The sequence below is a fragment of the Pseudomonas sp. PD9R genome, assembly GCF_019200975.1.
In the GTDB taxonomy this organism is placed as follows: Bacteria; Pseudomonadota; Gammaproteobacteria; order Pseudomonadales; family Pseudomonadaceae; genus Aquipseudomonas.
Window position 1 is genome coordinate 90,157 of sequence record NZ_JAHTMR010000005.1, and the last position, 23,549, is coordinate 113,705.

Consider the following 23,549-nt stretch of genomic DNA (forward strand, 5'->3'; position numbering starts at 1 on the left):
CCCTCTGAAACCGCAAAAAAGACGATAAATACTGAGGGGCAAGGCAATCGGGCGCCTCAGCGCCCGATCACCGTCAGATCTTGTTGAACAGACCCAACTGACTAATTTTGCTGAACGCCAGTTGCGCAGCCTGCAACATCGTCTGCTGCAAGGTCAGGCGAGTCATGACTTCCGCTGGATCCGAATCGCGAATTGACGACTGGGAACTGGTGTTCGCCAGACTCAGGCTCTCGTTGGTCGCGCTCTGTTCATCCAGCGACTGACCGCGAGCACCAATCGAGGCGATGGCCGAGCCAATCTGGTTGGCAGCGCTGTCGATGTTACCCAGGCCAGCCTCCATGGCCCCCAGAAAATTCTGCTTGGCCACCGGATCGCCGTCGATCGGCGTATTCAGTGCGGTCACCATCTGGCCCAGGGTGTCGAGCACGTTCTGGGTTTGATGATTGTTCGACTGGATCACGAACTGGTCACCGGGTGCCGGGGCTCCACCGCCCAAGGCAAAGGTCACGCCCGCCGCGGTGGCGTTGCCAGCTGCCACGGTGCCCGACGATACCGGTTTACTGTCGGCGGTGATCGGAGCTGCGTACAGGTCGAAGTTGGTGGCGCTTGTGAACTTGAGGATTGCGCCGCCCGCCGGGAAGGCGTTGTTGTACGCCGTCTGGTTGGTCACGCTGGAGCCAGTGATGACCGCGGTCGACGTATTACCGGCGCTGCGCGAGGTATTGAAACTGTCCGGCGTGGCCGACAGCTGGAAGCTGTGACCGGCGATGACCGCATCCGGGTTGGTATCAGTGGATTTGAGGTTGATGTTCAGCTTCAGATCAACGCCGCGGAAACTCACCGTCTGGTTGGCACCGTTGGCGTTGCTGATGACACCGTTCTGGCTGGCTTCGGCCGTCACGTCGTTACCCAGTGCATCGGTAATCTTCAACTGGGTACTGCTCAGAAAGCTGACGGTGTATGGCTGGCCACCGGAGAACTTCGCGTTGTAGGTGGAGCTGGCACCCACCGTACCGTCAGACAGCACTACGCGACCATCATCCACCGCAGGAGCGGTCATGGCGGTCTGGGTGCGACTGGTATTGATGGTCTGCTGGAAAGCATCCCAACCGGTGGTGTTGGTAGCCACCGAGTTGGCGTCGCCGATGCCAAGGTTGATGCTGGTCTGGTCACCAATGTAGCTGAAGGTGCCGTCCGAGTTTTGCGAGTACGGCGCTGTATCGGTTTTCGAACCGGAGAACAGATAGTTGCCGTTCGAGTCCTTGGAGTTCATCAGGCCCAGTACTTGTTGCTGGATCTGGCCCAACTCCGACGCAAAGGCTTTGCGGTCTGCATCAGTAGCCGTGCCATTGCTGGCAGCCAGGGCGAGTTCCTTGGCGCGCTGCAGAGCCGTCCCGATGGAAGTCAGAGTCGTTTCCTGCAGGCTCAACGCACTCTTGGTGTTATCAATGTTGGTGCTGTACTGATCCAGCGCCGAACTTTGCTGACCCAGTTTAAGCAAACGCCCTGCACCGATCGGATCATCGGCGGCGGTGTTGATGCGCGTCAGGCTGCTGGCTTCGTTGCTGGTCGCGATTGCGTTGCTGTAGTTGCGCTGGTAGTTGGCAGCGGTGATTTCGTAATACTGGGCGGTGGAAATGCGCATGAATTACGACTCCTTAAAGACTGTTGATCAGCGTGCTGAAAATTTCCTGCGCAGCTTTGATGATCTGCGAAGAGGCGGTGTAGTACTGCTGGTACTTGACCAGGTTGCCGGTTTCTTCATCCAGGTCGACCCCGGAGACCGAATCACGGGCGCCTTTGGCGTTGGCCAGAATCGCCGTGGTGGCGTCGCTGTCTGACTTGCCCTGAGCGGCCTTGGTACCGACGTTGGTCACCAGCTTGCTGTAAGCATCGGTCAAACTGATGCCCTTGCTCGCACTGCCGGTGTCAACGGTCTGCTTGGTCTGCAGCGCCACAAGCGATTGAGCATTGCGGTTGTCCGAGGATGCAGCGCCGGTCAGGTTGATCGTGAAGCTTTCGCCGGTTGTCGGTGTGCCGCCGACCGTGGTCTGCACGGTGAACGTCTTCTGCACCGCCGGAGTCACGGTGGTGTCCATGATCGGAGCGCCAGTGCCGTCGACCATGCCTACCTTCAGGTTCAAGGTGTTGCTCTGGCCAGGAACAATGGTTCCCGTCCCGATCGAATTGCCTTTGGCATCGACCATGTTGTAGCTCTGGCTACCACCACTCGCGGCACCGAACACCAGTTTGACGGGTGTCGAATACTTGAGCGCAGTCTGCATTTCTGCCTGAGCCGCAGGATTGTAAATATCCAGGGTGCTGCTCAGCGTTGGCTGTGTGTAGGTGCCGGTGTTATTGGCACTGGTCACGCCGGTCAATGGTGCGGCGGCGGCGACTTTTTTCGGGTCGGTAAGGACAGCCTGGATGCTGCTCGCCGCGCCGCGCGTCGGGGTCACCTTGAACGAGTCACCGGCGCTCAGCGCACCGCCGTTGAGCGACAGACTGAAGCCGTCGATTACCGGAGGCGGCGTAGTCGTGGTGCTGAAAGCCCCCATGTCGGTGCCGTCGGAGCGCTTGACGGTGTAGTTGGTCGCGCTGGTGAACGTCACCTGGTAGTCACTGGTGGTCAGCTTGCCGGTGTCTTTGATGGTGACATCCAGGTTGCCGGAACCGGTGCTGTTGCCGGACTGGCCAATGCTGCGCTGACTGATCAGCGCGGCGCTGTTGATGTTGTTGAAAATCGCCGCACCGAAGTCACCGTTCTTGTCGATGCCTTGCGCCTGCTGACTGTTGATCTGGTCAGCGACTACCAGCGCCACACGCCCCAGCTCATTGAGCGACGGGTCGAGTACTTCCTTGCGGTAAGAGAGCAGGCCACCGATCGAGCCGCCGCTGACCACCGACGTGATGTCGATGGTGCTGGAGCCACGATTCATCTGCAGCGCCATGCGCGAAGGATCATCCTTGCTTGGCACGGTTTCCAGGGTGTTGGTGGTGTTGCCGATCACCAACGGTTGGCCGCTACCGACGTAGATGTCGTAGCTGTTGTCACGCTCGACAACCTGCGCACCGACCAGTTGGGAGAGTTGACGCACCGCTTCGTTGCGGCTGTCGAGCAAGTCGTTCGGCTGGCTGCTGCCGGTGGAGAGTTCGGAAATTTTCTGGTTGAGGCTGGCAATCGAAGTGGCGAGTTTGTTCACCTGCGACGCCATGTCCGACAGGCTGCCGTTGAGGTCGGTGTTCTGGTCGTTCAACTGCTTGGCAATGGTGTTGAAGCGACTGGCCAGGGCCTGCGCACCGGTCAGCACCGACTGGCGAGACGTGTCGTCGGTCGCTGATGTGGCGACACCTTGCATCGACGTGAAAAACTTCTGCAGCACGCCGGTCAAACCGGTATTGGTGTCAGAAAGCGTGGCGTCCAGCGGTGTGGCCTGAGCCTGATAGGCGGTTGCCTCGCTGTTGAGCGAAGTCGCCGTGCGCAATTGCGAATCGAGATAGGAGTTGTACACCCGACGCACATCGGCCAGCGTCGTGCCGGTACCGATGAACACATTGCCGTACTGAATAGAGCTTTTGGTGCCCTGCACGGTTTGCTGGCGCGAGTATCCAGCGGTGTCGACGTTGGCAATGTTGTTGCCGGTTGTCACCAACGAGGAATGGTTAGCAGCCAGACCCGACATCCCGATATTGAGCAAACTCATGGTTCAGACCTTATAGCTTGTGCCTATAAAGGCGTAGTGGAGGCGCCCGCCGCAGCGTAGTTCTGGTAACTCGTCATCTGCCTGGCTATCTGCGAAATCTTGCTTGCGTAGTCTGGGTCGGTTGCGTAACCGGCCTTTTGCAACTCGCGTACAAACTGTTCTGGGTTATCGGCCGACTTCACGACATCTTGATAGCGATTGTTGGTTTGCAGCAAAGTCACAAGGTCATGGAAGCTGTCCTTGTAGGAATCGTAGGAACGGAACTGCGCCGTCTCCCGGACCATCTCGCCATTCTTGAATTCGCTGGTGATCGCCCGCGCCGAATCGCCCTGCCAACTGCCGCCGGCCTTGATGCCGAACAGGTTGTGACTGCTGCTTCCGTCCTGTGCGCGCATGACCGATTTACCCCAGCCGGTTTCCAGTGCGGCCTGGGCCACCAGGTAACGCGGATCGACACCGATGCGCGCGGCGGCTTCCTTGGCCATCGGCAGCATGGTGTTGACGAACTCGTCGGCGGAACTGAACGCCTTTTTCGCCGGCGCCAACGGGATCTGCGCCATGGCACGGCCATAAATCTGCATGCCGGCGCCGGACGTCGTGTCCGTTTGCGCAGCGAGCCAGTCGCCGTTGTACAACGGCCCGGAACCGCTGCGGGTGCTCGGCGGCATCTGGATTTTGTTTTGCGCGGTAGTTGCGGTCGTCGCCGTGGTCGAGGCCGATGGCACCAGACCTGCCAGCAAACGGTCAGCCAGTTTGGGTGGCAACGCCAGGCGCCGCTGATTGATCAGCGCCATGTCATTGCGATGGGTGCCCTCGCCTGTCGGTGCCTTGACCGAACGCGAAGCCCACAACGGACGCTCGCCATTGACCCGCGACAGCGGCCCGTTGAGCGCAACCGTCCCGGCAGCCACCGGGGTTTGCACCGCCGCTTTCGCCGCTTCCTGCTTGGCCGCCGACGCAGCCGCTGCCTCACCCGGCGCCATCGGCTTGTTTTTTGACATCTGTCGCATCAGCACGTCGGCCAAACCGATACCACCACCTTCGCGGGACATGGAAACGGCCAACTGCTGGTCGTACATTTCCTGGTATTGCTTGGCTGCCGGCGTATTGAGCGGGTTGTCCTGACCCAGCGCTTCGGTGGCCGAGCGCATGGACTTGAGCATTTCACCGAGGAACAGCGACTCGAATTCCTGCGCAACCTTGCGCATGTTGCCGTCGCTGTTCTTGTCGCCAACCTTGAGCTGATTCAGTCGATTCAGGTCGGAGTAGGAGCCCGAATCGTTGCTGCTGACCAGACCGCTTTTGCGCATATCCATGAGCGCCGTCCTCAGATCACGATCAGGTCGGCTTGCAATGCGCCGGCCTGCTTCAGTGCTTCAAGGATTGCCATCAAGTCACCCGGTGCCGCGCCGACCTGGTTCACCGCACGCACGATTTCGTCGAGGGTGGTGCCTGGGCCGAACTTGAACATTGGCTTGGCTTCTTGCTGGGCGTTGATCTTCGAACGCGGCACAACCACCGTCTGACCATTGGAAAGAGGGCCTGGCTGGCTGACGATCGGATCTTCGGTGATGGTCACGGTGAGGCTGCCGTGGGTAACGGCGGCCGGGGAAACCTTGACGTTCTGCCCGATCACGATGGTGCCGGTACGCGAGTTGATGATGACTTTCGCCACCGCCTGGCCCGGATCGACTTCGAGGTTTTCGAGGATCGACAGGTAGTCGACGCGCTGGCTCGGATCGAGAGGCGCACTGACGCGAATTGAGCCGCCATCAATGGCCTGGGCCACGCCAGGGCCGAGCATGTCGTTGATCTTGTCGACGATGCGCTTGGCAGTGGTGAAGTCGGAACGGTTAAGGTTCAGCGTGAGGCTGTTGCCCTGGTTGAAACCGCTCGGCACCGAGCGCTCAACCGATGCACCGCCCGGAATACGACCGGCCGACGGAACGTTGACGGTGATCTTCGAACCGTCGCGACCTTCGGCATCGAAACCGCCGACCACCAGGTTGCCCTGAGCGACGGCATAGACGTTGCCGTCGATACCCTTGAGCGGTGTCAGCAGCAACGTACCGCCACGCAAGCTCTTGGAGTTACCGATGGACGAAACGGTGATATCGACCTGCTGCCCCGGCTTGGCGAACGCGGGCAGGTCGGCACTGATCGACACCGCCGCGACGTTCTTCAACTGCACGTTGCCCGAACCCGGCGGCACCTTGATGCCGAACTGCGAGAGCATGTTGTTGAAGGTCTGCAGGGTGAACGGCGTTTGCGTCGTCTGGTCGCCGGTGCCATTAAGCCCAACCACCAGGCCGTAACCGATCAATTGGTTGGAACGCACGCCGGAAATACTGGCGATGTCTTTCAGTCGCTCGGCTTGGGCGTTGAAGGCCGTCGACAACAAAACAGCGGCCACCATAAGGCTTTTGAGATTCAACATGCTCACCTGGAAAGCCACCTAGAAAGGGAACAGCGGGCTGAGGAAGAAACGGTCGAACCAGCCTGGCTGACTCGCATCGGCAAACGAACCGGTGCCCGAGTAGGTGATGCGCGCATCGGCGACACGGGTCGACGAAACGGTGTTGTCGGTCGCAATGTCATCGGCGCGAACCAACCCTGCAATCCGCACCAGCTCATCACCGGTGTTGAGGGTCATCCACTTCTCGCCACGCACCGCGATGATGCCGTTAGGCAATACATCGGCGACGGTCACGGTGATCGAACCGGTCAGGCTGTTGCCCTGCCCGGCCTTGCTGTCACCTTTGGTCGCACGATCGCCTTCATAGCTGGCGCTGAGACTCAGGTCGCCACTGCCGAACGGGTTGTTGGTGTTGGGTGTCGAGCCAAACAGCGACGTCAGGCCGATACCGGTCTTGCTGTTCTTGGCAATTTGCGAGTTGGCGTTTTTGCTGGCCTGGGTCTTCTCGTTCAGGGTGATGGTGATGATGTCACCGACCCGGAACGCCTTGCGGTCGCTGTAGAGATTCTGTTCGAAACCGGCCTGATAGATCGAGCCATTGTTCGCCGCAGCCGGCAACGGCGTGCGCGGCAACACCGGAGCGTAGTAGGGATCATTGGGTTTGGGTGTCGAAGGAACGCAGCCCGCGAGCACGGTGATCCCACTCAATGCCAGAACAGAAACGAAACGATTCATGACCCTACCTCACGGTGTTGCAGGCGACCTCATGGCCGCCTCATAGACTTGATTACAGATTCTGCGTTACGAACGAGAGCATCTGGTCGGCGGTGGAGATCACCTTGGAGTTCATCTCGTAAGCGCGTTGAGTGGTGATCATGTTGACCATCTCTTCAACGGTGCTGACGTTGGACGTTTCCAGGGTGTTCTGCAGCGTGGTACCGAAACCTGCCAGGCCAGGCGTGCCGACTTGCGGCGCACCACTGGCGGCGGTTTCCAGGAACAGGTTGTTACCCACGGCTTGCAGGCCGGCCGGGTTGATGAAGTCGGCGGTTTGCAGGTTGCCGATCACCTGGCTGGCCGCGTTGCCGGCAACGGTGATGGACACGGTGCCGTCGCGACCGACCGTGAAGGTCTGGGCGTCGTTGGGAATGACAATCGCCGGTTCCAGCGCAAAGCCGCTGGCGTTGACGATCTGGCCATTGGAGTCGAGGTGGAACGTACCGTCACGGGTGTAGGACGTGGTGCCGTCCGGTTGCAGGATCTGGAAGAAACCGCGACCGTCGATGGCCATGTCCAGTGGCTGCTCGGTGGTTTGCAGGCTGCCGGCGGTGAAGTTTTTCTGGGTGCCGACGATACGCACACCCGTACCCAATTGCAGGCCCGACGGCAGTTCGCTGTCCTGGGTCGACTGGGCGCCTGGCTGGCGTTTGATCTGGTAGAGCAAGTCCTGGAATTCGGCGCGGTCACGTTTGAAACCCGTGGTCGACACGTTGGCCAGGTTGTTGGAAATGGTGGTCAGGTTGGTGTCCTGGGCGGACAGACCGGTTTTGGCAACCCATAGAGCCGGAAGCATTCGATTCTCCTCGTGCGCCTGTTTTACGGCGCGACGTTCTGATAATTAGCTGATCTGCAAGACCCGAGCCATGGCCTGGTCATCGTCTTTGGCGGTGTTCATCATCTTGATATGCAGCTCGAACTGCTTGGACAAGGCCAGCACCGAGGTCATTTCTTCCACGGCATTGACGTTGCTCGCTTCGAGGAACCCGGACACCAGTTTGACGTCGGCATCGGCTTGCGCCGGCTTGCCGTCCTTGGTCTGGATCGATCCATCCAGGCCTTTGGTCATGTTCTTGATGTCCGGATTGACCAGCTTGATGCGATCGACTTCAGCCATCACGCGCGGACCTTCACCCATCGCACGAATGCTGATGGTGCCGTCTTCGCCGACTTCGATCTGCTGCTCGGGTGGCACGGCAATCGGGCCGCCATTGCCGATCACCGGCATGCCGTTGCCGGCCCGCAGCACGCCCAGGGCGTCCACGTTCAGACTGCCGGTGCGCACGTAACTTTCACCGCCATCAGGGTTCTGCACCGCCAGCCAGCCGCCACCCTGCACAGCAACATCGAGGTCGCGACCGGTTTCGATCAGGGCTCCCTGGGAGAAGTCGGTGGCCGGGCGTTCGGACATCGCAAACGCGCGCGCCGGAAAGCTGTCACCAAACACCGGCATCGAACGCGCCTGCTCCAGGTCTTTCTGGAAGCCGTTGGTAGAGATGTTCGCGAGGTTGTTGGCATGAGCCTTTTGCGCCAGTGCATTCTGGCTGGCGCCGGTCATTGCCACATAAAGGTACTTGTCCACAATCTTTCCTCTGCCTGCCGGACGTTTGCCGCCCGCTGCTGTACTGATGAGCCATAAGCAATTTGCAGACCAACTTGTTTTTTGCGGCGCGGGGCCCGGCAAATAAAGGACTTGGAGGATTCAGAGGGAATTCGAGGAATGTATCAAAGACGAAAAACCGGCGGTGTTATGCCGTTTCGCGGCAACAGATCAAAAGATCGCAGCCTGCGGCAGCGCCTGCATTGAACTCTGTAGGAGCTGCCGCAGGCTGCGATCTTTTGATCTTCAGCTTAGGTCCTTGCCAACCTCATACTCACGCAACTTATTGGCAATGGTCGTATGCGAAACCCCCAACCGCTTGCCCAGTTGCCGACTGCTCGGATGCTCGGAATACAAACGCTCCAGCACCGCTTTCTCGAATCGCCCGACAATCTCGTCCAGCCCACCCTCCAACGAAAAATCGCCAAGCGGCTGACGCACGCCGTAGTCCGGCAAACGAATATGCTCGGCCTTGACCGTGCCGCCCTCACACAGGGAAACCGCCTGGAACAGCACGTTTTCCAACTGCCGTACGTTGCCAGGCCAGTGGTAATGACTCAGCCGCTCCATGGCCGCCGGCGCGAGTTTCGGCAGCGGACAACCGATCTGCCGACTGGCCTGATCGAGGAAATGCTCCACCAGCGGCGTCAAACCGTCGAGGCATTCGCGCAGCGGCGGGATGTGCAGCGACAACACGTTCAAGCGGTGATACAGGTCCTGGCGAAACTCGCCGCGCGCGCACAACTCGGACAGGTCGACCTGCGTCGCGCAGATCACCCGCACATCGAGGTAAACCTCTTCATCACTGCCTACACGACGGAAGCAGCCGTCCTGCAGGAAGCGCAGCAATTTCACCTGCAAGCGCGGGCTCATTTCCCCGACGCCATCGAGAAACAGCGTACCGCCCGCCGTCAGCTCCAACAGGCCGAGCTTGCCTTCGGCTCGCGCCCCTTCGAAAGCGCCGGGACCGTAGCCGAACAGTTCGGTCTCGGCCATGGACTCCGGCAGGCCGGCGCAATTGAGCGCCATTAAGGGTGACTGCCCACGCGGACTGGCCAGGTGACAGGCTCGCGCCAACAACTCTTTTCCGGTCCCGGTTTCGCCTTCTATCAATAACGGCGCATCGAGCGGCGCCATGCGCCGGGCTTCACGCACCACGGCCGCCATCACTTTCGAACTCTGAAAGATGCTGTCGAAGCCGCGCAATTCCTGTTTGCGCACGTTATAGATGCGCTCGCCTACGCGGTCCGCGCGGTGCAGCGTCAGCACCGCGCCGGCCATGGCTTCGCTGTCGTCATGCTCCGATTGCAGCGGCGCAATGTCGGCCAGGAACACGTCGCCCTTGACCTTGACGCGCAGCCCATTGATCCGCGATTTATTGGCGCGCACCAGTTCCGGCAAATCGAAGTCTTCGGCATACCGCGACAACGGAATCCCCGGCACTTCATCGACGCGCACGCCCAGCAACTGCGCCGCCGCGCGGTTGGCCGCAACGATGGAACCACCCATGTCGATCGACAGCACCGGAAACTCCAGGGCGCCGAGCAAGGCATTGAGCTCCATGTGCCGACGCTCGCTGGGCATCAGCCCTACACGCTTGACGCCGAAGACCCCGGCAATCGACTCGAATTTCGGTCGCAGCGCCTGGAACTGAATGTTGATCAGATTCGGGCAGTGCAGGTAAATCGCGTTGCCATGCTCACCGCCCACCTCACCGCGAGCGACGTTGATGCCGTACTCCACCAACAAATTGAGAATGTCGCGCAGGATGCCGATGCGGTTCTGGCAGTGAACTTTGATACGCATGTAAAAGACCTGACAAACGATGATTGACCTGTGGGAGCCAGCCTGCTGGCGATGGCGTCGCATCAGGCCCTATTGATGTCGAAGACACACCGCTTTCGCCAGCAGGCGCTCCCACAGGGTTAACGCCCGATTTTTCTGATCAGGCACGCAGATAGTCGTCAAGATTATGTGACAGTCAAAGCGCTTTTCAAACCGTCAAATCTCAATAGCTGCGCGACACCGGCCAATTCGTAACGAATACTTTACGATTTTCGAGGATTTTTCCTATGCGAGGCACTTGCCTCCTGCTGCAATGCCGAAATCCTTGAGGTATTTCTAAGTCCATAGCTGGACATAACAAGAACGAATCCCCCTCTCAGGAGAGCAGCATGAAGCAGACGCAATACGTGGCTCGCGAGCCCGATGCGCAAGGTTTTATCGACTACACCGCCGAAGAGCACGCGGTGTGGAACACGCTGATCACTCGCCAACTGAAAGTGATCGAAGGGCGTGCGTGCCAGGAATACCTGGACGGTATCGAAAAACTCGGTCTGCCCCACGACCGCATTCCACAACTGGGCGAGATCAATAGGGTCCTCGGTGAAACCACCGGCTGGCAGGTCGCCCGGGTGCCCGCGCTGATCCCCTTCCAGACATTTTTCGAATTGCTCGCCAACAAGCAGTTTCCGGTGGCAACGTTTATTCGTACCCGCGAAGAGCTGGATTACTTGCAAGAGCCGGACATTTTCCACGAGATCTTCGGCCACTGTCCGCTGCTGACCAACCCCTGGTTCGCCGAATTCACCCACACCTACGGCAAACTTGGCCTACAGGCTTCCAAGGAAGAACGCGTCTACCTGGCGCGTCTGTACTGGATGACCATCGAGTTCGGCCTGGTGCAAACCCCGCAAGGCCGACGCATCTACGGTGGCGGCATTCTGTCCTCACCAAAAGAAACCGTTTACAGCCTGTCGGACGAACCTGAGCATCAGGCCTTCGACCCACTGGAATGCATGCGCACGCCGTACCGCATCGACATATTGCAGCCGCTGTACTTCGTCCTGCCGGACCTCAAGCGCCTGTTCGATCTCGCCCACGAAGACATCATGGGCATGGTCAAGCAAGGCATGCAGATGGGGTTGCACGCACCGAAATTTCCGCCGAAGCCAAAAGCGGCGTGATCCGCGACTTTTAAGATCAAGTGAGTCTGTCAGCAATCCACGCTTTGCTTTAGCGTGGTGACATTGACGACCGAATGCCAATAATTCGATTTCAGGAATCCATCATGTCCACATTGAACCAAGCCCACTGCGAAGCCTGCCAAGCCGGCGCCCCACAAGTCAGCGACGAAGAGTTGCCGACCCTGATCAAGCAGATCCCGGACTGGAACATCGAAGTACGCGACGGCATCATGCAGCTGGAAAAAATCTTCCTGTTCAAAAACTTCAAGCACGCCCTGGCGTTCACCAACGCCGTCGGTGAAATTTCCGAGGCCGAAGGTCACCACCCTGGCCTGCTGACCGAGTGGGGCTCGGTCACCGTGACCTGGTGGAGCCACTCGATCAAAGGCCTGCACCGCAACGACTTCATCATGGCTGCGCGCACTGACGAAGTGGCCAAGGACGCCGAGGGCCGCAAATAATGCACTTCGACGCCATCGGCCGGGTGCCCGGCGACCCGATCCTCGGTCTGATGGAGGCCTATGCGCAGGACCCTAACCCGCGCAAATTCGATCTCGGCGTGGGTGTCTATAAAGACGCCCAAGGCCTGACGTCGATTCCCCAGGCCGTAAAACTCGCCGAAGCGCGACTGGTGGATCGTCAGACCACCAAGACCTACATCGGTGGTCATGGTGATGCGGCCTTCGGCAAAGTCATCAGTGAACTGGTGCTCGGTGCCCAGTCAGAGCTGATCAGTGAAAAACGCGCCGGGGCCACCCAAACGCCGGGCGGCACTGGCGCGCTGCGCTTGAGCGCGGATTTCATCGCCCAATGCCTTCCGGGCCGTGGCGTATGGCTGAGCAACCCGACCTGGCCGATCCACGAAACCATTTTCGCGGCAGCCAAGGTCAAGGTCAGCCATTACCCTTATGTGGGCAGCGACAACCGTCTCGACGTCGATGCCATGCTCGCAGTACTCAGCGAAGCACCGAAGGGCGACGTGGTATTGCTGCACGCCTGCTGCCACAACCCGACCGGTTTCGATCTGACCCAAGACGACTGGCACCGAGTGCTGGACGTGGTGCGCAAGCGTGAACTGCTGCCGCTAATCGACTTCGCCTACCAGGGTTTCGGCGATGGCCTGGAGCAGGACGCCTGGTCTACCCGACTGTTCGCGACCGAGTTGCCGGAAGTGCTGATCACCAGTTCCTGCTCGAAGAACTTCGGTCTTTATCGCGACCGCACCGGTGCGCTGATTGTCTGCGCGAAAAACGCCGACAAACTGACGGATATCCGCAGCCAACTGGCCAACATCGCTCGTAATCTGTGGTCGACGCCACCCGATCATGGCGCTGCAGTGGTGGCGACCATTCTTGGCGATCCGGAACTGAAAAGTCTCTGGGCCGACGAAGTTGAAACCATGCGCTCGCGTATTGCCCAATTGCGCAGCGGCCTGGTGGAAGCACTTGAATCGCACGGTTTACGCGAGCGTTTTGCGCACATTGGTGTGCAGCGCGGGATGTTTTCCTACACCGGGTTGACGCCTGAACAAGTGAAAAACCTGCGGGACAATCACAGCGTGTACATGGTCAGCTCCGGCCGGGCCAACGTGGCCGGGATTGATGCCACGCGCCTGGATTTGCTGGCCGAGGCAATCGCCGAAGTCTGCAAGTAACCCCCTGCTGCCCTCCTCCCCTGCAGGAGCTGCCGAAGGCTGCGATTTTCTGATCTTGCTTATATAAATCAAAAGATCGCAGCCTCGTTTCACTCCACAGCTCCTACGGCGGGAGTCATCAACACCTAGATCTGTCTATACAACCCCATCCGTCGAAACAAATGGATATAAAAGTCTATTTGTCATTTCCCGTGCTGTATCCTGCCGAGGCTTTTTTAAAAGCGCGGATCTACCAGATCTATCAACAGACTTAGCGAGGAGCGCGACCATGCACGAGATTCCGAATCTCCCCTTCCCAAGCCTGCACGAACCTGAGCAGACGACCACGCAACAAGCCGGTGCCCAACAGCCCGAGCCGAAAGAAGCCACTGACAGTCGAAAGGCTGACAGCGAAGACTGAAACACCCGCCGTACAGACCGTGTGGAAAGCGCTAACATGCGCTTTCCACACCGCCTGAACAGTGAGCCTTCCCCATGACCGACGACTTTAGCGAAGCGCAGGCCAGCGTTCTGATCGGCACCGCCGAAAAAATGATCGAGATCTGGAATCGCCTCTCCCCCGAAAAACAAGCCACTTTGCTTGCCCGTTTCGGCAGTGAAGAAAATGCGCTGGCCGCCCTGGTCACCACGCAATTGGTGGCGCCTGCCAAACCCGACTGATCCCGTTCGGCAAATAGTTTTACTTTTTCACAACCCACGACCGCCCGCGCCGTTATCATAAGCAGCCTATCTATCCTGCTTTCCCGTGGACCTTTACCCATGTCTGAAAACCAGCGCCCCTTGGCGGTCACGCTGCAAGTTGTCTCCATCGTTTTATTTACCTTTATCGGCTACCTGAACATCGGGATTCCCCTCGCCGTACTGCCCGGTTACGTCCACAGCGACCTCGGCTTCGGCGCGGTGATCGCAGGTTTGGTCATCAGCGTGCAATACCTCGCCACCCTGCTCAGCCGTCCGTACGCCGGGAAAATCATCGATAACAAAGGCAGCAAACTGGCGGTGATGTACGGCCTCGCCGGTTGTGGCCTGAGCGGTGTGTTCATGCTGATTTCGGCCTGGACGCAAAGCCTGCCGATGGTGAGCCTGACCAGCTTGTTGATCGGTCGTCTGGTCCTCGGCAGCGCGGAAAGCCTGGTGGGCTCCGGTTCGATTGGCTGGGGCATCGGCCGGGTTGGTGCGGCCAACACCGCCAAGGTTATCTCCTGGAACGGCATTGCCAGTTACGGCGCGCTGGCGGTCGGGGCGCCGCTGGGCGTGCTGCTGGTCAATAAAATGGGTTTGTGGAGCATGGGGGTCAGCATTGTGTTGCTGGCCGTGTTTGGCCTGCTGCTGGCGTGGCCGAAAACCGCTGCACCGATTGTTGTCGGCGAGCGCTTGCCGTTCATGCACGTGCTCGGGCGGGTGCTGCCCCACGGTTGCGGCCTGGCATTGGGCTCCATCGGCTTCGGTACCATCGCCACCTTTATCACCCTGTATTACGCCACTCAGCATTGGGAAAACGCGGTGCTGTGCCTGAGTTTATTTGGTGCCAGTTTCATCGGCGCGCGGCTGCTGTTCGGCAACCTGATCAACCGCCTCGGCGGCTTTCGTGTGGCGATTGCCTGCCTGTCGGTGGAAGTTTTGGGCCTGTTGCTGCTGTGGCTGGCACCGGACGCGCATTGGGCGCTGGCGGGTGCGGCGCTGAGTGGTTTTGGCTTCTCACTGGTGTTTCCGGCACTGGGGGTTGAGGCAGTCAATCTGGTGCCCGCCTCCAGTCGTGGTGCGGCGGTGGGGGCTTACTCGTTGTTCATCGACTTGTCGCTGGGGATCACCGGGCCACTGGCCGGTGCAATTGCGGCGGGGTTTGGTTTCGCTTCAATCTTCCTGTTCGCCGCTCTCGCCGCGTTGAGCGGTTTGATGCTGAGCATTTACTTGTACCGGCAGGCACCGAAGCAACGCGAAGCACGGATGTCTAACTAGAAATCTACCTTGCCGCGTCCGGCCTTGATGTTGCCGCGCTTGCTCTTGGATTCGAGCCGACGAGTCTTCGAACCGAGGGTTGGTTTGGTCGGGCGGCGTTTCTTTTCGACCTTGGTGGCGCTGAGGATCAGCTCGGTCAAGCGCTCCAGCGCATCGGCCCGGTTCTGTTCCTGGGTCCGGTATTGCTGAGCCTTGATGATCAACACGCCTTCGCTGGTGATGCGACTGTCACGCAGCGCCAGCAGCCGCTCCTTGTAGAACTCGGGCAAGGACGAGGCCGGTATGTCGAAACGCAGGTGCACGGCACTGGAGACCTTGTTGACGTTCTGCCCACCGGCGCCCTGGGCACGAATGGCCGTCAATTCGATCTCGGCATCCGGCAGATGCACATTGTTGGAAATCACCAGCATGGAAAAGCGTCCGTATTCAGAGCGTGCAGGATACCGCGAATGTCGGTCTGAATTGCAGATGATCACCGAGACAGACGAGACTTTGAAAGCACTCAGACTTTTCTTACAGCGTCGTCGGATTTACAAAATGGAAGTTGCCTTGTCTCGAATGACGACACTAGTCTAAGGGTTCGCATCAACGGGTCAGGTTAGCTAATGAACTTTGAAAATATTCGCTATCACATAGCGGTAACGTTATTGGTTTTAGGTACCTGTGGATTACCTTCAGGTCTTGCTGTCTGGGGGATAACAAGTGTTGTCCACATTAGCGACAGATACCTAGATGCCGCTTACTTGATCACATACATAATTTTTGTTTTTCTTGGGTTGCGATTTTACATCCCCAGGATGCGCGGTAAGACATAAGAAAATTTAACGCGTCAAAGTCTATTTACCTCGAGGAGAAACACCTTTTTCAACTATTGAATTCAATGCAAGAAAGTCAACCAGCGCCTCAAAAGCCAACGCCAGCTTCCCCGACTGGTGATATGCCTGCTCATAATTAATTGGATCATGCCTGAATAACTCGAACACCCCAGGCCTCGGCACCTGCCTAAACACTCCGTAACTGGATAAAAACAAGTCCACAGAGTAATAAACGACATCCCCGCGCGTTTTATCCTTCAATGATGCTTGGTAAAGGTATCTAACAGGCCCAAGAACGCTGGGAGCACCAGGCCCATGATAAATATTCCCTAAGCCTTCATAAATATTATTCGCACCATGGCCGACCATTAGCCCACCAGGAACCAGAGCTAACCCTCCCGAGCCGCCAATGATCGAAACACCCGTCCTAATCTGCATTACTCCCGCCACTACGCCGATCCCGTTTTGCATGTAAAACTGAACCTTCGACGTCAGTTCCTCATACTCTAGACTTATCTCCTGAAGCCCTTGCCACGCACTTATAAGCCTTTCATCAACGGCCCGGACAACCTCATTGGCATAGGATGAAATAATCGAACTGAAGCGAAGTCTCGTAACCCCATCCAAAAAATGCGTCATGCCAATATTGCATCCAGCCGCCACCAGATCAGAAGCCGCTTTCGTCACATCATGAATATCACAAGAGTCCTCATTCACCCTCGTGCCCCCAGGAGCTATAAGCACTTGTAGCCCCCGGTATGTGTGCCCAAGCGATATCCCTATAACGTATGGACACCAACTCCTGCGGCTCTGCATCGTTCATGCGAATAGCGTGAGGAACTTGTTGGCTGATATGCGCAATACGCGCCCCTGTCAGGTGTATTGAATAATAACGCTCCACCCCTCCAGCCGAGGCGGTACGGTAGAGGTTGAGAATGCAGTCCACCTCCTCACGTTCATGCAATGCATTTGCCAGCAATGGTGATGATTTATCAATGCTCTTGGTAATCACAATCGGCAAGTGTTTACCACGACCACCCAAAATGCTGCCATCGCTACCCGTCACCATATCGTGCGAGTAAGCCAGCACCATGATTTCGTCCAAATGGCCGGTTTGGCATTTGTTACCGATAGAGCTATGGCCCGAGCAACCTGCGGAAATCAAACCTTGTCGTTTTCCGGTAATGCTCATGTAACTATGGCTCGCCATTAGCGCTGCTCCTTGTTGTATTTCGAGCGTCAGACTATGGCAAAAAAATATTAACCCGCGTGTAGTCCGTTTCTGATTCAACGAGAATTGGCTTGCGCTTTTAAAAGTTTCCGAAATGACTGTAGTGAATAGCGACTGCCCATGTAGGAACGAGATGTCAGCGCAACGAAAACACCGCCTATCAAGCACAAAAAACCCGGCGCATGGCCGGGTTTTTTGTTTCTGCGCTCAACGCCTACTTCGCGCTGGCAGCCTGCAATGCATGCTGCGCACTGCGCTTGTTCTTGATGCCGTAGCAGACCCACATGAACACGACCCACACCGGAATCGCGTACACCGAGATCTGGATCCCCGGAATCAACAGCATCACACACAGGATAAATGCCACGAACGCCAGGCAGATGTAGTTCCCGTACGGATACCACAGGGCCTTGAACAGCGGCGTCTGTTTGGTTTTGTTCATGTGCTGGCGGAATTTGAAGTGCGAGAAACTGATCATTGCCCAGTTGATCACCAGGGTCGCCACGACCAGCGACATCAGCAGTTCCAGCGCGTTTTGCGGGATCAGGTAGTTCAGCAGCACCGCGATCAGTGTCACGGCAGCCGAAGCCAGGATCGAACGCACCGGCACGCCACGCTTGTCGATCTTCGCCAGAGCCTTCGGTGCATCGCCCTGCTCGGCCATGCCCAGCAGCATGCGGCTGTTGCAGTAGGTGCCGCTGTTGTACACCGACAATGCCGCGGTCAGGACCACGAAGTTGAGGATGTGCGCGGCGGTGTTGCTGCCCAGCATCGAGAACACTTGCACGAACGGGCTACCGCTGTAGGAATCGCCGGAAGCGTTCAGGGTTGCCAGCAGGCTGTCCCATGGCGTCAGCGACAGCAGAATCACCAAGGCACCGATGTAGAAAATCAGAATCCGGTAGATCACCTGATTGATGGCTTTCGGGATCACGGTTTTCGGCTTGTCGGCTTCAGCGGCGGTGAAACCGAGCATTTCCAGGCCGCCGAAGGAGAACATGATGATCGCCATGGCCATCACCAGACCGCTGACTCCGTTCGGGAAGAAGCCGCCGTGGGACCACAGGTTGCTCACCGCCGCTTGCGGGCCGCCGTGACCGCTGACCAGCAGATAGCTGCCCAGGGCAATCATGCCGACGATTGCTACGACTTTAATGATCGCGAACCAGAACTCGGCCTCACCAAAGACTTTGACGTTGGCCAGGTTGATCGCGTTGATCAGTACGAAGAAGGCAGCCGCCGAGGCCCACGTCGGGATGTCCGGCGCCCAGTAGTGGATGTATTTGCCGACTGCGGTCAGCTCAGACATGCCCACTAATATGTACAGAATCCAACAGTTCCAGCCCGACAGGAAACCGGCGAAACCGCCCCAGTATTTGTGGGCGAAGTGGCTGAAGGAACCGGCCACCGGCTCTTCTACGATCATTTCGCCCAGTTGGCGCATGATCATGAAGGCAATGAAGCCGCAAATGGCATAGCCGAGGATCATCGACGGTCCGGCGGATTTCAGGACCCCGGCCGAGCCGAGGAACAAACCGGTACCAATCGCGCCACCGAGGGCAATCAATTGAATGTGGCGATTTTTCAGGCCGCGTTTCAGCTCGCCTGAATGCGAGTTTTGTCCACTCATGAAAAGGGTCTCACGCAAGGTTTGATGATGTTCAGTAGACGTTGCTGCTCAGCAAAGGCGTTAAGCGGCACCGATCAAACCCCAGCGCAGGCACCAGGAGTTCAGCGTATTTACAACGGTCATGCGTCACCTGTTTGTTTTTATCTGTGACGAAATCGAACCCGACACGCTCGTGACGCGGCGGAGTGAACAAGACGGGTAGCCTTGAGGTTTGCGCAGATGCGCAGGAGGTCACAGGTAAAACGCGGCGCATTGTACACCGCTAACCCCCTGCTGCCAGACCCGCTGGATCAGCGCGTCGGTTGCCGGGATTGCCTGTGTCCGCCGCGAACGATTCGGGCGGCTGCAAAAAGGGACTCAGACCTTTGCGGGTCATGGACGGGGACGGCGAAAAACTCGCCTTTTGCTGCGAGGTGAAAATGGATTGCGGCGTTCATTGCGCCTCCTTTTTGTTATGCACCTGCACGACAGGCATGGCGCGCATAACACCTTGCATGGGGCGGTGAAACAAGCGGGCTAGAGCGTGGGAAGAGTCCGCAACGGGAGTAAAACGGAAGAATTTTCTTACAGACTCCGGCAGATAGCGATTTCACGGCTCCGATCCGGGGATTTCGTCAGGCTTTCGTTACAGGGCGTAACGGTGGATTTCCAATTCGAGGTTAGCGGCATTGCCTCTGACGCCTTCGCGGGCAAGCCTCGCTCCTACAGTTTAGGTCGTGAGCACCCAGTTTAGGTCGTGAACACCGCATAACTTGTAGGAGCGAGGCTTGCCCGCGAAGAGGCCCTCAAAACACCTAAACAGTTAAGGCCGGACAAAAAAAACGCCAACCCGAAGGTTGGCGTTTTCACTTGCAGCCTGAAGCTTACCGCTGCTTCACTCCGGCTTGCGACGACCAAAACCTGGACGCTGACCGGAACCGGCCGGCCCACCACGACGCTTGCCTGAAGGCGCATCGTCGACCAGTTTGATGCCCGGACGCTTTTTCGGCGCAGGCTTGGCTGGACGATTGGTGTCGGACGGACGCTCTGCCACCGGCGTACCACGACTTTCGCCACGCTCAGTGCGACCGTTGGCCGGACGCGGCGTGCGTGGACCGCGCTCACCGTCCTGACGCGCAGCAGGCTTGCGACCTGGACGCTCGCCTTCGATCTGCGGCTCGCGATTTGCGCGCGGAGCGACAGGAGCGGCAGGACCGCCAGCGGCTGGACGCAGGGTCCGCACGCGCTCGGTCTTGCCCATTGGCCGCGACGACTTGCGCTGCATCCGATCGAGCTTGTCTTTGCTCTTGGCGTTCATTTGCGGCATGGCCACCGGGGTCAAGCCAACTTCAGCACTGAGAATGTCGACTTCGTACTGACTCATTTCGCGCCAGCGGCCCATCGGCAGGTCGGAGTTGAGGAACACCGGACCGAAACGCACGCGCTTCAGACGGCTCACTACCAGCCCCTGGGATTCCCACAGACGACGAACTTCGCGGTTACGACCTTCCATCACCACGCAGTGGTACCAGTGGTTGAAGCCTTCGCCACCTGGCGCTTGCTTGATGTCGGTGAACTTGGCCGGGCCGTCTTCGAGAACCACGCCCGCTTTCAGGCGCTCGATCATCTCGTCATCGACTTCGCCCCGTACACGCACGGCGTATTCGCGGTCCATCTCGTAGGACGGGTGCATCAGGCGGTTAGCCAGCTCACCGTCGGTGGTGAACATCAACAGACCGGTGGTGTTGATGTCGAGGCGACCGATGTTGATCCAGCGACCTTCCTTCGGGCGCGGCATCTTGTCGAAAACGGTCGGACGGCCTTCCGGATCAACACGGGTGCAGATTTCGCCATCGGGCTTGTTGTACATGATCACGCGGCGAACCGACTCGGCGGCCTCTTCGCGTTTGATCACCTTGCCATCGATGGTGATGGCGTCGTGCATGTCGACGCGCTGGCCAAGGGTGGCGTCTTTGCCGTTGACCTTGATGCGGCCGTGGCTGATCCAGGCTTCCACGTCACGGCGCGAGCCGACGCCGATACGGGCGAGGACTTTCTGCAGTTTTTCGCCTGCTGGGCCGATTTCCTGGTCGTCTTTCTGGTCGTTGATACTCATCTGGGCACCTCCCGGTGTGGTCTGTTCAGGCGTTGCCTGAAGCATTGAAATCTTTAACTTGGGCGAAGGGATCGCCGAAGGGCCGCGAATCATACGCTCATGAGGACGTTCGCGCATCAGAGACTAGCTGATCAGCGCAAGGTTATTGGCTTTTCCGCCGGCCGGTGGCCTGTAGGTCAAGATCAAAAGATCGCAGCCTTCAGCAGCTCCTACAGTGCAATTCCATGTAGGAGCTGCCGCAGGCTGCGATCTTTTGGTGGCACCTCAATCTTCGAATTCGCGGCGCTCGGCTTCGATTGCTTCGGCGAGGGCCAGTGCTTCGGCTTCTTCATCGCTGAGCTCTGGCTTGGGCTTTTCGAGCGCGGCAACGGCGGCCAGGAGTTTTTCACGGGCTTCGGCAACGCCGAGGATATCGTCTTCCTGCTCGACTTCGGGCTTGTCTTCGATTTCCCGCTCAGGCTCGATCAGCGGCTCTTCGATCTGCGGCTCAACGTCGGGCTGCTCCGAATCAAACTCAGTCACCGGGTCCTCACGAAACAAATCGTCGAAGTCGGTCTTGAGCCCTTCCTCCATGGTGTCCAGTTCCAGCAATAACGTATGGAAACTGGTTTCCTCCTTGGGCTCTTCCGGTTCGGCGCTGGCGTCGGCGAGCTCCTGAAGACTGGCTGGCACGGGCGCGTCGTCGAAATCGAGCACCGGATCAGGTTCCAGCTCGCGCAGTTCAGCCAGCGGCGGCAGGTCGTCGAGGTTTTTCAGGTTGAAGTGATCGAGAAACGCTTTGGTGGTGGCGAACATCGCCGGTTTGCCCGGCACGTCGCGGTAACCGACGATGCGAATCCACTCACGCTCCATCAGCGTTTTGACGATCTGACTGTTGACCGCCACACCCCGCACGTCCTCGATCTCGCCCCGGGTGATCGGCTGGCGATAGGCGATCAGGGCAATGGTTTCGAGCATGGCGCGGGAATAGCGCTGTGGGCGCTCTTCCCACAAACGACCGACCCACGGCGAAAATTTCTCGCGGATTTGCAGGCGATAGCCCGAAGCGACTTCCTTCAGCTCGAAAGCGCGGCCGTCGCAGGACTTGGCGAGAATTGTCAGCGCCTTCTTGAAAACCGGTGGCTCCGGCCGTTCGGCCTCTTCGAAGAGTTCAAACAGGCGTTCCAGGGACTGCGGTTTTCCCGAGGCCAACAGAAAGGCTTCGAGCAAAGGTGCCAGCTCGCGGGGTTCACTCAGGTTCATGATTCAACTCGTTATTCGGCTCGGGCTCGCACGTGGATCGCGGCGAACGGCTCATTCTGCACCAGCTCGACCAAGGACTCCTTGACCAGTTCAAGGATCGCCATGAAGGTCACTACCACCCCCAGGCGCCCTTCCTCGGCGGTGAACAGCTCGACAAAGGGCACAAAACCGCCGCCCTTGAGCCGTTCCAGTACATCGCTCATGCGTTCGCGGGTGGAAAGCGCCTCGCGACTGACCTGGTGACTTTCGAACATGTCGCCACGACGCAACACCTCGGCCATCGACAACAGCAATTCGGACAAACGCACATCCGGCAACAGCTTGCGCGCCCGGGCTTCCGGGGCGTCGAGCTTGGGCACGATTACATCGCGACCGACGCGGGTCAAACCATCGATGCCTTCAGCAGCCGCCTTGAAGCGCTCGTATTCCTGCAAGCGACGGATCAGTTCGGCGCGCGGGTCGTCTTCCTCGTCTTCGATGGTTTCGGCACGCGGCAACAACATCCGCGACTTGATCTCGGCCAGCATCGCGGCCATCACCAGGTACTCGGCGGCCAGCTCCAGGCGCACCGACTGCATCAACTCGACATAGCCCATGTACTGGCGGGTGATTTCCGCCACCGGGATGTCGAGGATGTTGATGTTCTGTTTGCGGATCAGATACAGCAGCAAATCGAGCGGGCCTTCGAAGGCCTCAAGAAAGACTTCGAGCGCATCCGGCGGAATGTACAGGTCCAGCGGCATTTCCAGGACCGCCTGGCCATAGACCATGGCGAAGGGCAGCTCTTGCTGGGCGCCGGCCTGACTGTCGACGGGTTCTACTGCGGACATCTAGGCCTCGGCCATGAACGGCGTTGGGTCGCCGCAACCAATGCGGATCACTTCCGGCTCACCGTCGGCGAGGTTGATCACGGTGGACGCCTTGATCCCGCCGAAACCGCCGTCGATGATCAAGTCGACCTGATGTTCAAGCAACTGGCGCATTTCGTAGGGATCGGACATCGGGTCGGTGTCGCCGGGCATGATCAAGGTCACGCTCATCAGCGGCTCACCGAGTTCCTCCAGCAGCGCCAGCGCGATTGGATGGCTAGGCACCCGCAGCCCGATGGTGCGTTTTTTCGGGTGCAATAACAGCCGCGGGACTTCACGGGTGGCATTGAGAATGAAGGTGTACGGCCCCGGCAGGTGAGCCTTGAGAATGCGGAAAGTACCGGTGTCGATCTTGGCGAACAGGCCGAGTTGCGACAGGTCACTGCATATCAGCGCGAAGTTGTGTTTTTCGTCCAGCTGACGCAGACGACGAACGCGCTCCACGGCAACCTTGTCGCCGATCTGGCAACCAATGGCGTAGGAGGAGTCTGTGGGATAAATCACCACCCCGCCGTTGCGGATGATCTCGACAGCCTGTTTGATCAGGCGCGCTTGCGGGTTTTCCGGATGAATCTGGAAAAATTGACTCAC

22 protein-coding genes are annotated in these 23,549 nt (G+C 58.5%); 6 read left to right on the plus strand and 16 right to left on the minus strand.

Annotation, left to right across the window (positions count from 1 at the left end; genetic code table 11):
* Positions 1-73: 73 nt before the first annotated feature.
* The 8 genes from KUF73_RS12385 to KUF73_RS12420 form a co-directional block, all read right to left on the minus strand.
* Positions 74-1,645 (minus strand): flagellar hook-associated protein 3, encoded by a 1,572-nt coding sequence (locus tag KUF73_RS12385; protein ID WP_218438328.1) that lies wholly within the window; start codon positions 1,643-1,645, stop codon positions 74-76.
* Between the two features lie 13 nt (positions 1,646-1,658).
* Entirely contained in the window at positions 1,659-3,704 is a 2,046-nt protein-coding gene (gene flgK / locus KUF73_RS12390) for a flagellar hook-associated protein FlgK (protein WP_218438329.1), read from the minus strand.
* Positions 3,705-3,727: 23 nt separating this feature from the next.
* The gene (gene flgJ, locus KUF73_RS12395; RefSeq protein WP_218438330.1) at positions 3,728-5,020 is read right to left on the minus strand and encodes a flagellar assembly peptidoglycan hydrolase FlgJ; all 1,293 of its coding nucleotides are present in this window, start codon (positions 5,018-5,020) and stop codon (positions 3,728-3,730) included.
* Positions 5,021-5,031: 11 nt separating this feature from the next.
* The gene (locus KUF73_RS12400; RefSeq protein WP_218438549.1) at positions 5,032-6,141 is read right to left on the minus strand and encodes a flagellar basal body P-ring protein FlgI; all 1,110 of its coding nucleotides are present in this window, start codon (positions 6,139-6,141) and stop codon (positions 5,032-5,034) included.
* 18 nt (positions 6,142-6,159) lie between these two features.
* Positions 6,160-6,855: a flagellar basal body L-ring protein FlgH gene (gene flgH, locus KUF73_RS12405; protein WP_218438331.1), complete on the minus strand. Its 696-nt coding sequence runs from the start codon at positions 6,853-6,855 to the stop codon at positions 6,160-6,162.
* 52 nt (positions 6,856-6,907) lie between these two features.
* On the minus strand, positions 6,908-7,693 hold the full coding sequence (gene flgG, locus KUF73_RS12410; protein WP_007920118.1) for a flagellar basal-body rod protein FlgG: 786 nt from the start codon (positions 7,691-7,693) through the stop codon (positions 6,908-6,910).
* Between the two features lie 45 nt (positions 7,694-7,738).
* Positions 7,739-8,479, minus strand: coding sequence for a flagellar basal body rod protein FlgF (locus KUF73_RS12415; RefSeq protein WP_218438332.1), 741 nt, complete (start codon positions 8,477-8,479; stop codon positions 7,739-7,741).
* A 264-nt stretch (positions 8,480-8,743) separates the two neighbouring features.
* On the minus strand, positions 8,744-10,303 hold the full coding sequence (locus tag KUF73_RS12420; protein ID WP_218438333.1) for a sigma-54-dependent transcriptional regulator: 1,560 nt from the start codon (positions 10,301-10,303) through the stop codon (positions 8,744-8,746).
* A gap of 368 nt (positions 10,304-10,671) precedes the next feature.
* Here KUF73_RS12420 and phhA point away from each other — a divergent pair, with 368 nt between their 5' ends.
* The 6 genes from phhA to KUF73_RS12445 all read left to right on the plus strand — a co-directional run bounded on the left by phhA (position 10,672) and on the right by KUF73_RS12445 (position 15,076).
* Entirely contained in the window at positions 10,672-11,463 is a 792-nt protein-coding gene (gene phhA, locus KUF73_RS12425) for a phenylalanine 4-monooxygenase (RefSeq protein WP_218438334.1), read from the plus strand.
* Between the two features lie 104 nt (positions 11,464-11,567).
* The gene (locus KUF73_RS12430; protein WP_218438335.1) at positions 11,568-11,924 is read left to right on the plus strand and encodes a 4a-hydroxytetrahydrobiopterin dehydratase; all 357 of its coding nucleotides are present in this window, start codon (positions 11,568-11,570) and stop codon (positions 11,922-11,924) included.
* Complete coding sequence (locus KUF73_RS12435) at positions 11,924-13,117, plus strand: amino acid aminotransferase (RefSeq protein ID WP_371135459.1); 1,194 nt, start codon at positions 11,924-11,926, stop codon at positions 13,115-13,117. The genes KUF73_RS12430 and KUF73_RS12435 overlap by 1 nt, the downstream gene beginning before the upstream one ends.
* Before the next feature lie 268 nt (positions 13,118-13,385).
* Positions 13,386-13,517 (plus strand): hypothetical protein, encoded by a 132-nt coding sequence (locus KUF73_RS31385; protein ID WP_256345623.1) that lies wholly within the window; start codon positions 13,386-13,388, stop codon positions 13,515-13,517.
* Between the two features lie 74 nt (positions 13,518-13,591).
* The gene (locus KUF73_RS12440) at positions 13,592-13,777 is read left to right on the plus strand and encodes a hypothetical protein (RefSeq protein ID WP_218438336.1); all 186 of its coding nucleotides are present in this window, start codon (positions 13,592-13,594) and stop codon (positions 13,775-13,777) included.
* A 99-nt stretch (positions 13,778-13,876) separates the two neighbouring features.
* A complete protein-coding gene (locus KUF73_RS12445; RefSeq protein ID WP_218438337.1) occupies positions 13,877-15,076 on the plus strand; it encodes an MFS transporter in 1,200 nt (399 codons plus the stop codon).
* Here the strand turns inward: KUF73_RS12445 and arfB are convergent.
* The 8 genes from arfB to KUF73_RS12485 form a co-directional block, all read right to left on the minus strand.
* A complete protein-coding gene (gene arfB, locus KUF73_RS12450; protein ID WP_060541360.1) occupies positions 15,073-15,486 on the minus strand; it encodes an alternative ribosome rescue aminoacyl-tRNA hydrolase ArfB in 414 nt (137 codons plus the stop codon). The genes KUF73_RS12445 and arfB overlap by 4 nt on opposite strands.
* A 426-nt stretch (positions 15,487-15,912) precedes the next feature.
* Complete coding sequence (locus KUF73_RS12455) at positions 15,913-16,608, minus strand: DUF4225 domain-containing protein (RefSeq protein ID WP_256345625.1); 696 nt, start codon at positions 16,606-16,608, stop codon at positions 15,913-15,915.
* Positions 16,601-17,101, minus strand: coding sequence for an Hcp family type VI secretion system effector (locus KUF73_RS12460; RefSeq protein ID WP_218438339.1), 501 nt, complete (start codon positions 17,099-17,101; stop codon positions 16,601-16,603). Before KUF73_RS12460 ends, KUF73_RS12455 begins: the two co-directional genes overlap by 8 nt.
* Positions 17,102-17,336: 235 nt before the next feature.
* Positions 17,337-18,752 (minus strand): amino acid permease, encoded by a 1,416-nt coding sequence (locus KUF73_RS12465; protein ID WP_218438340.1) that lies wholly within the window; start codon positions 18,750-18,752, stop codon positions 17,337-17,339.
* Positions 18,753-19,626: 874 nt separating this feature from the next.
* A complete protein-coding gene (rluB, locus tag KUF73_RS12470; RefSeq protein ID WP_218438341.1) occupies positions 19,627-20,847 on the minus strand; it encodes a 23S rRNA pseudouridine(2605) synthase RluB in 1,221 nt (406 codons plus the stop codon).
* Positions 20,848-21,111: 264 nt separating this feature from the next.
* Entirely contained in the window at positions 21,112-22,089 is a 978-nt protein-coding gene (scpB, locus tag KUF73_RS12475; protein ID WP_218438342.1) for an SMC-Scp complex subunit ScpB, read from the minus strand.
* A gap of 11 nt (positions 22,090-22,100) precedes the next feature.
* Positions 22,101-22,859: a ScpA family protein gene (locus KUF73_RS12480; RefSeq protein ID WP_218438551.1), complete on the minus strand. Its 759-nt coding sequence runs from the start codon at positions 22,857-22,859 to the stop codon at positions 22,101-22,103.
* Between the two features lie 60 nt (positions 22,860-22,919).
* A complete protein-coding gene (locus KUF73_RS12485) occupies positions 22,920-23,549 on the minus strand; it encodes an L-threonylcarbamoyladenylate synthase (RefSeq protein WP_218438343.1) in 630 nt (209 codons plus the stop codon).

Excerpts from the sequence above, each read along its gene's own strand:
- KUF73_RS12435 (WP_371135459.1), top strand. The coding sequence starts at position 11,924 with ATGCACTTCGACGCCATCGGCCGGGTGCCCGGCGACCCGATCCTCGGT.
- KUF73_RS12420 (WP_218438333.1), bottom strand. The coding sequence starts at position 10,303 with ATGCGTATCAAAGTTCACTGCCAGAACCGCATCGGCATCCTGCGCGAC.
- flgJ (WP_218438330.1), bottom strand. The coding sequence starts at position 5,020 with ATGGATATGCGCAAAAGCGGTCTGGTCAGCAGCAACGATTCGGGCTCC.
- KUF73_RS12400 (WP_218438549.1), bottom strand. The coding sequence starts at position 6,141 with ATGTTGAATCTCAAAAGCCTTATGGTGGCCGCTGTTTTGTTGTCGACG.
- flgG (WP_007920118.1), bottom strand. The coding sequence starts at position 7,693 with ATGCTTCCGGCTCTATGGGTTGCCAAAACCGGTCTGTCCGCCCAGGAC.
- KUF73_RS12440 (WP_218438336.1), top strand. The coding sequence starts at position 13,592 with ATGACCGACGACTTTAGCGAAGCGCAGGCCAGCGTTCTGATCGGCACC.
- KUF73_RS12480 (WP_218438551.1), bottom strand. The coding sequence starts at position 22,859 with ATGGTCTATGGCCAGGCGGTCCTGGAAATGCCGCTGGACCTGTACATT.
- rluB (WP_218438341.1), bottom strand. The coding sequence starts at position 20,847 with ATGAGTATCAACGACCAGAAAGACGACCAGGAAATCGGCCCAGCAGGC.
- flgK (WP_218438329.1), bottom strand. The coding sequence starts at position 3,704 with ATGAGTTTGCTCAATATCGGGATGTCGGGTCTGGCTGCTAACCATTCC.
- arfB (WP_060541360.1), bottom strand. The coding sequence starts at position 15,486 with ATGCTGGTGATTTCCAACAATGTGCATCTGCCGGATGCCGAGATCGAA.
- scpB (WP_218438342.1), bottom strand. The coding sequence starts at position 22,089 with ATGAACCTGAGTGAACCCCGCGAGCTGGCACCTTTGCTCGAAGCCTTT.
- KUF73_RS12445 (WP_218438337.1), top strand. The coding sequence starts at position 13,877 with ATGTCTGAAAACCAGCGCCCCTTGGCGGTCACGCTGCAAGTTGTCTCC.
- KUF73_RS12460 (WP_218438339.1), bottom strand. The coding sequence starts at position 17,101 with ATGGCGAGCCATAGTTACATGAGCATTACCGGAAAACGACAAGGTTTG.
- flgH (WP_218438331.1), bottom strand. The coding sequence starts at position 6,855 with ATGAATCGTTTCGTTTCTGTTCTGGCATTGAGTGGGATCACCGTGCTC.
- KUF73_RS31385 (WP_256345623.1), top strand. The coding sequence starts at position 13,386 with ATGCACGAGATTCCGAATCTCCCCTTCCCAAGCCTGCACGAACCTGAG.
- KUF73_RS12465 (WP_218438340.1), bottom strand. The coding sequence starts at position 18,752 with ATGAGTGGACAAAACTCGCATTCAGGCGAGCTGAAACGCGGCCTGAAA.
- phhA (WP_218438334.1), top strand. The coding sequence starts at position 10,672 with ATGAAGCAGACGCAATACGTGGCTCGCGAGCCCGATGCGCAAGGTTTT.
- KUF73_RS12385 (WP_218438328.1), bottom strand. The coding sequence starts at position 1,645 with ATGCGCATTTCCACCGCCCAGTATTACGAAATCACCGCTGCCAACTAC.
- KUF73_RS12430 (WP_218438335.1), top strand. The coding sequence starts at position 11,568 with ATGTCCACATTGAACCAAGCCCACTGCGAAGCCTGCCAAGCCGGCGCC.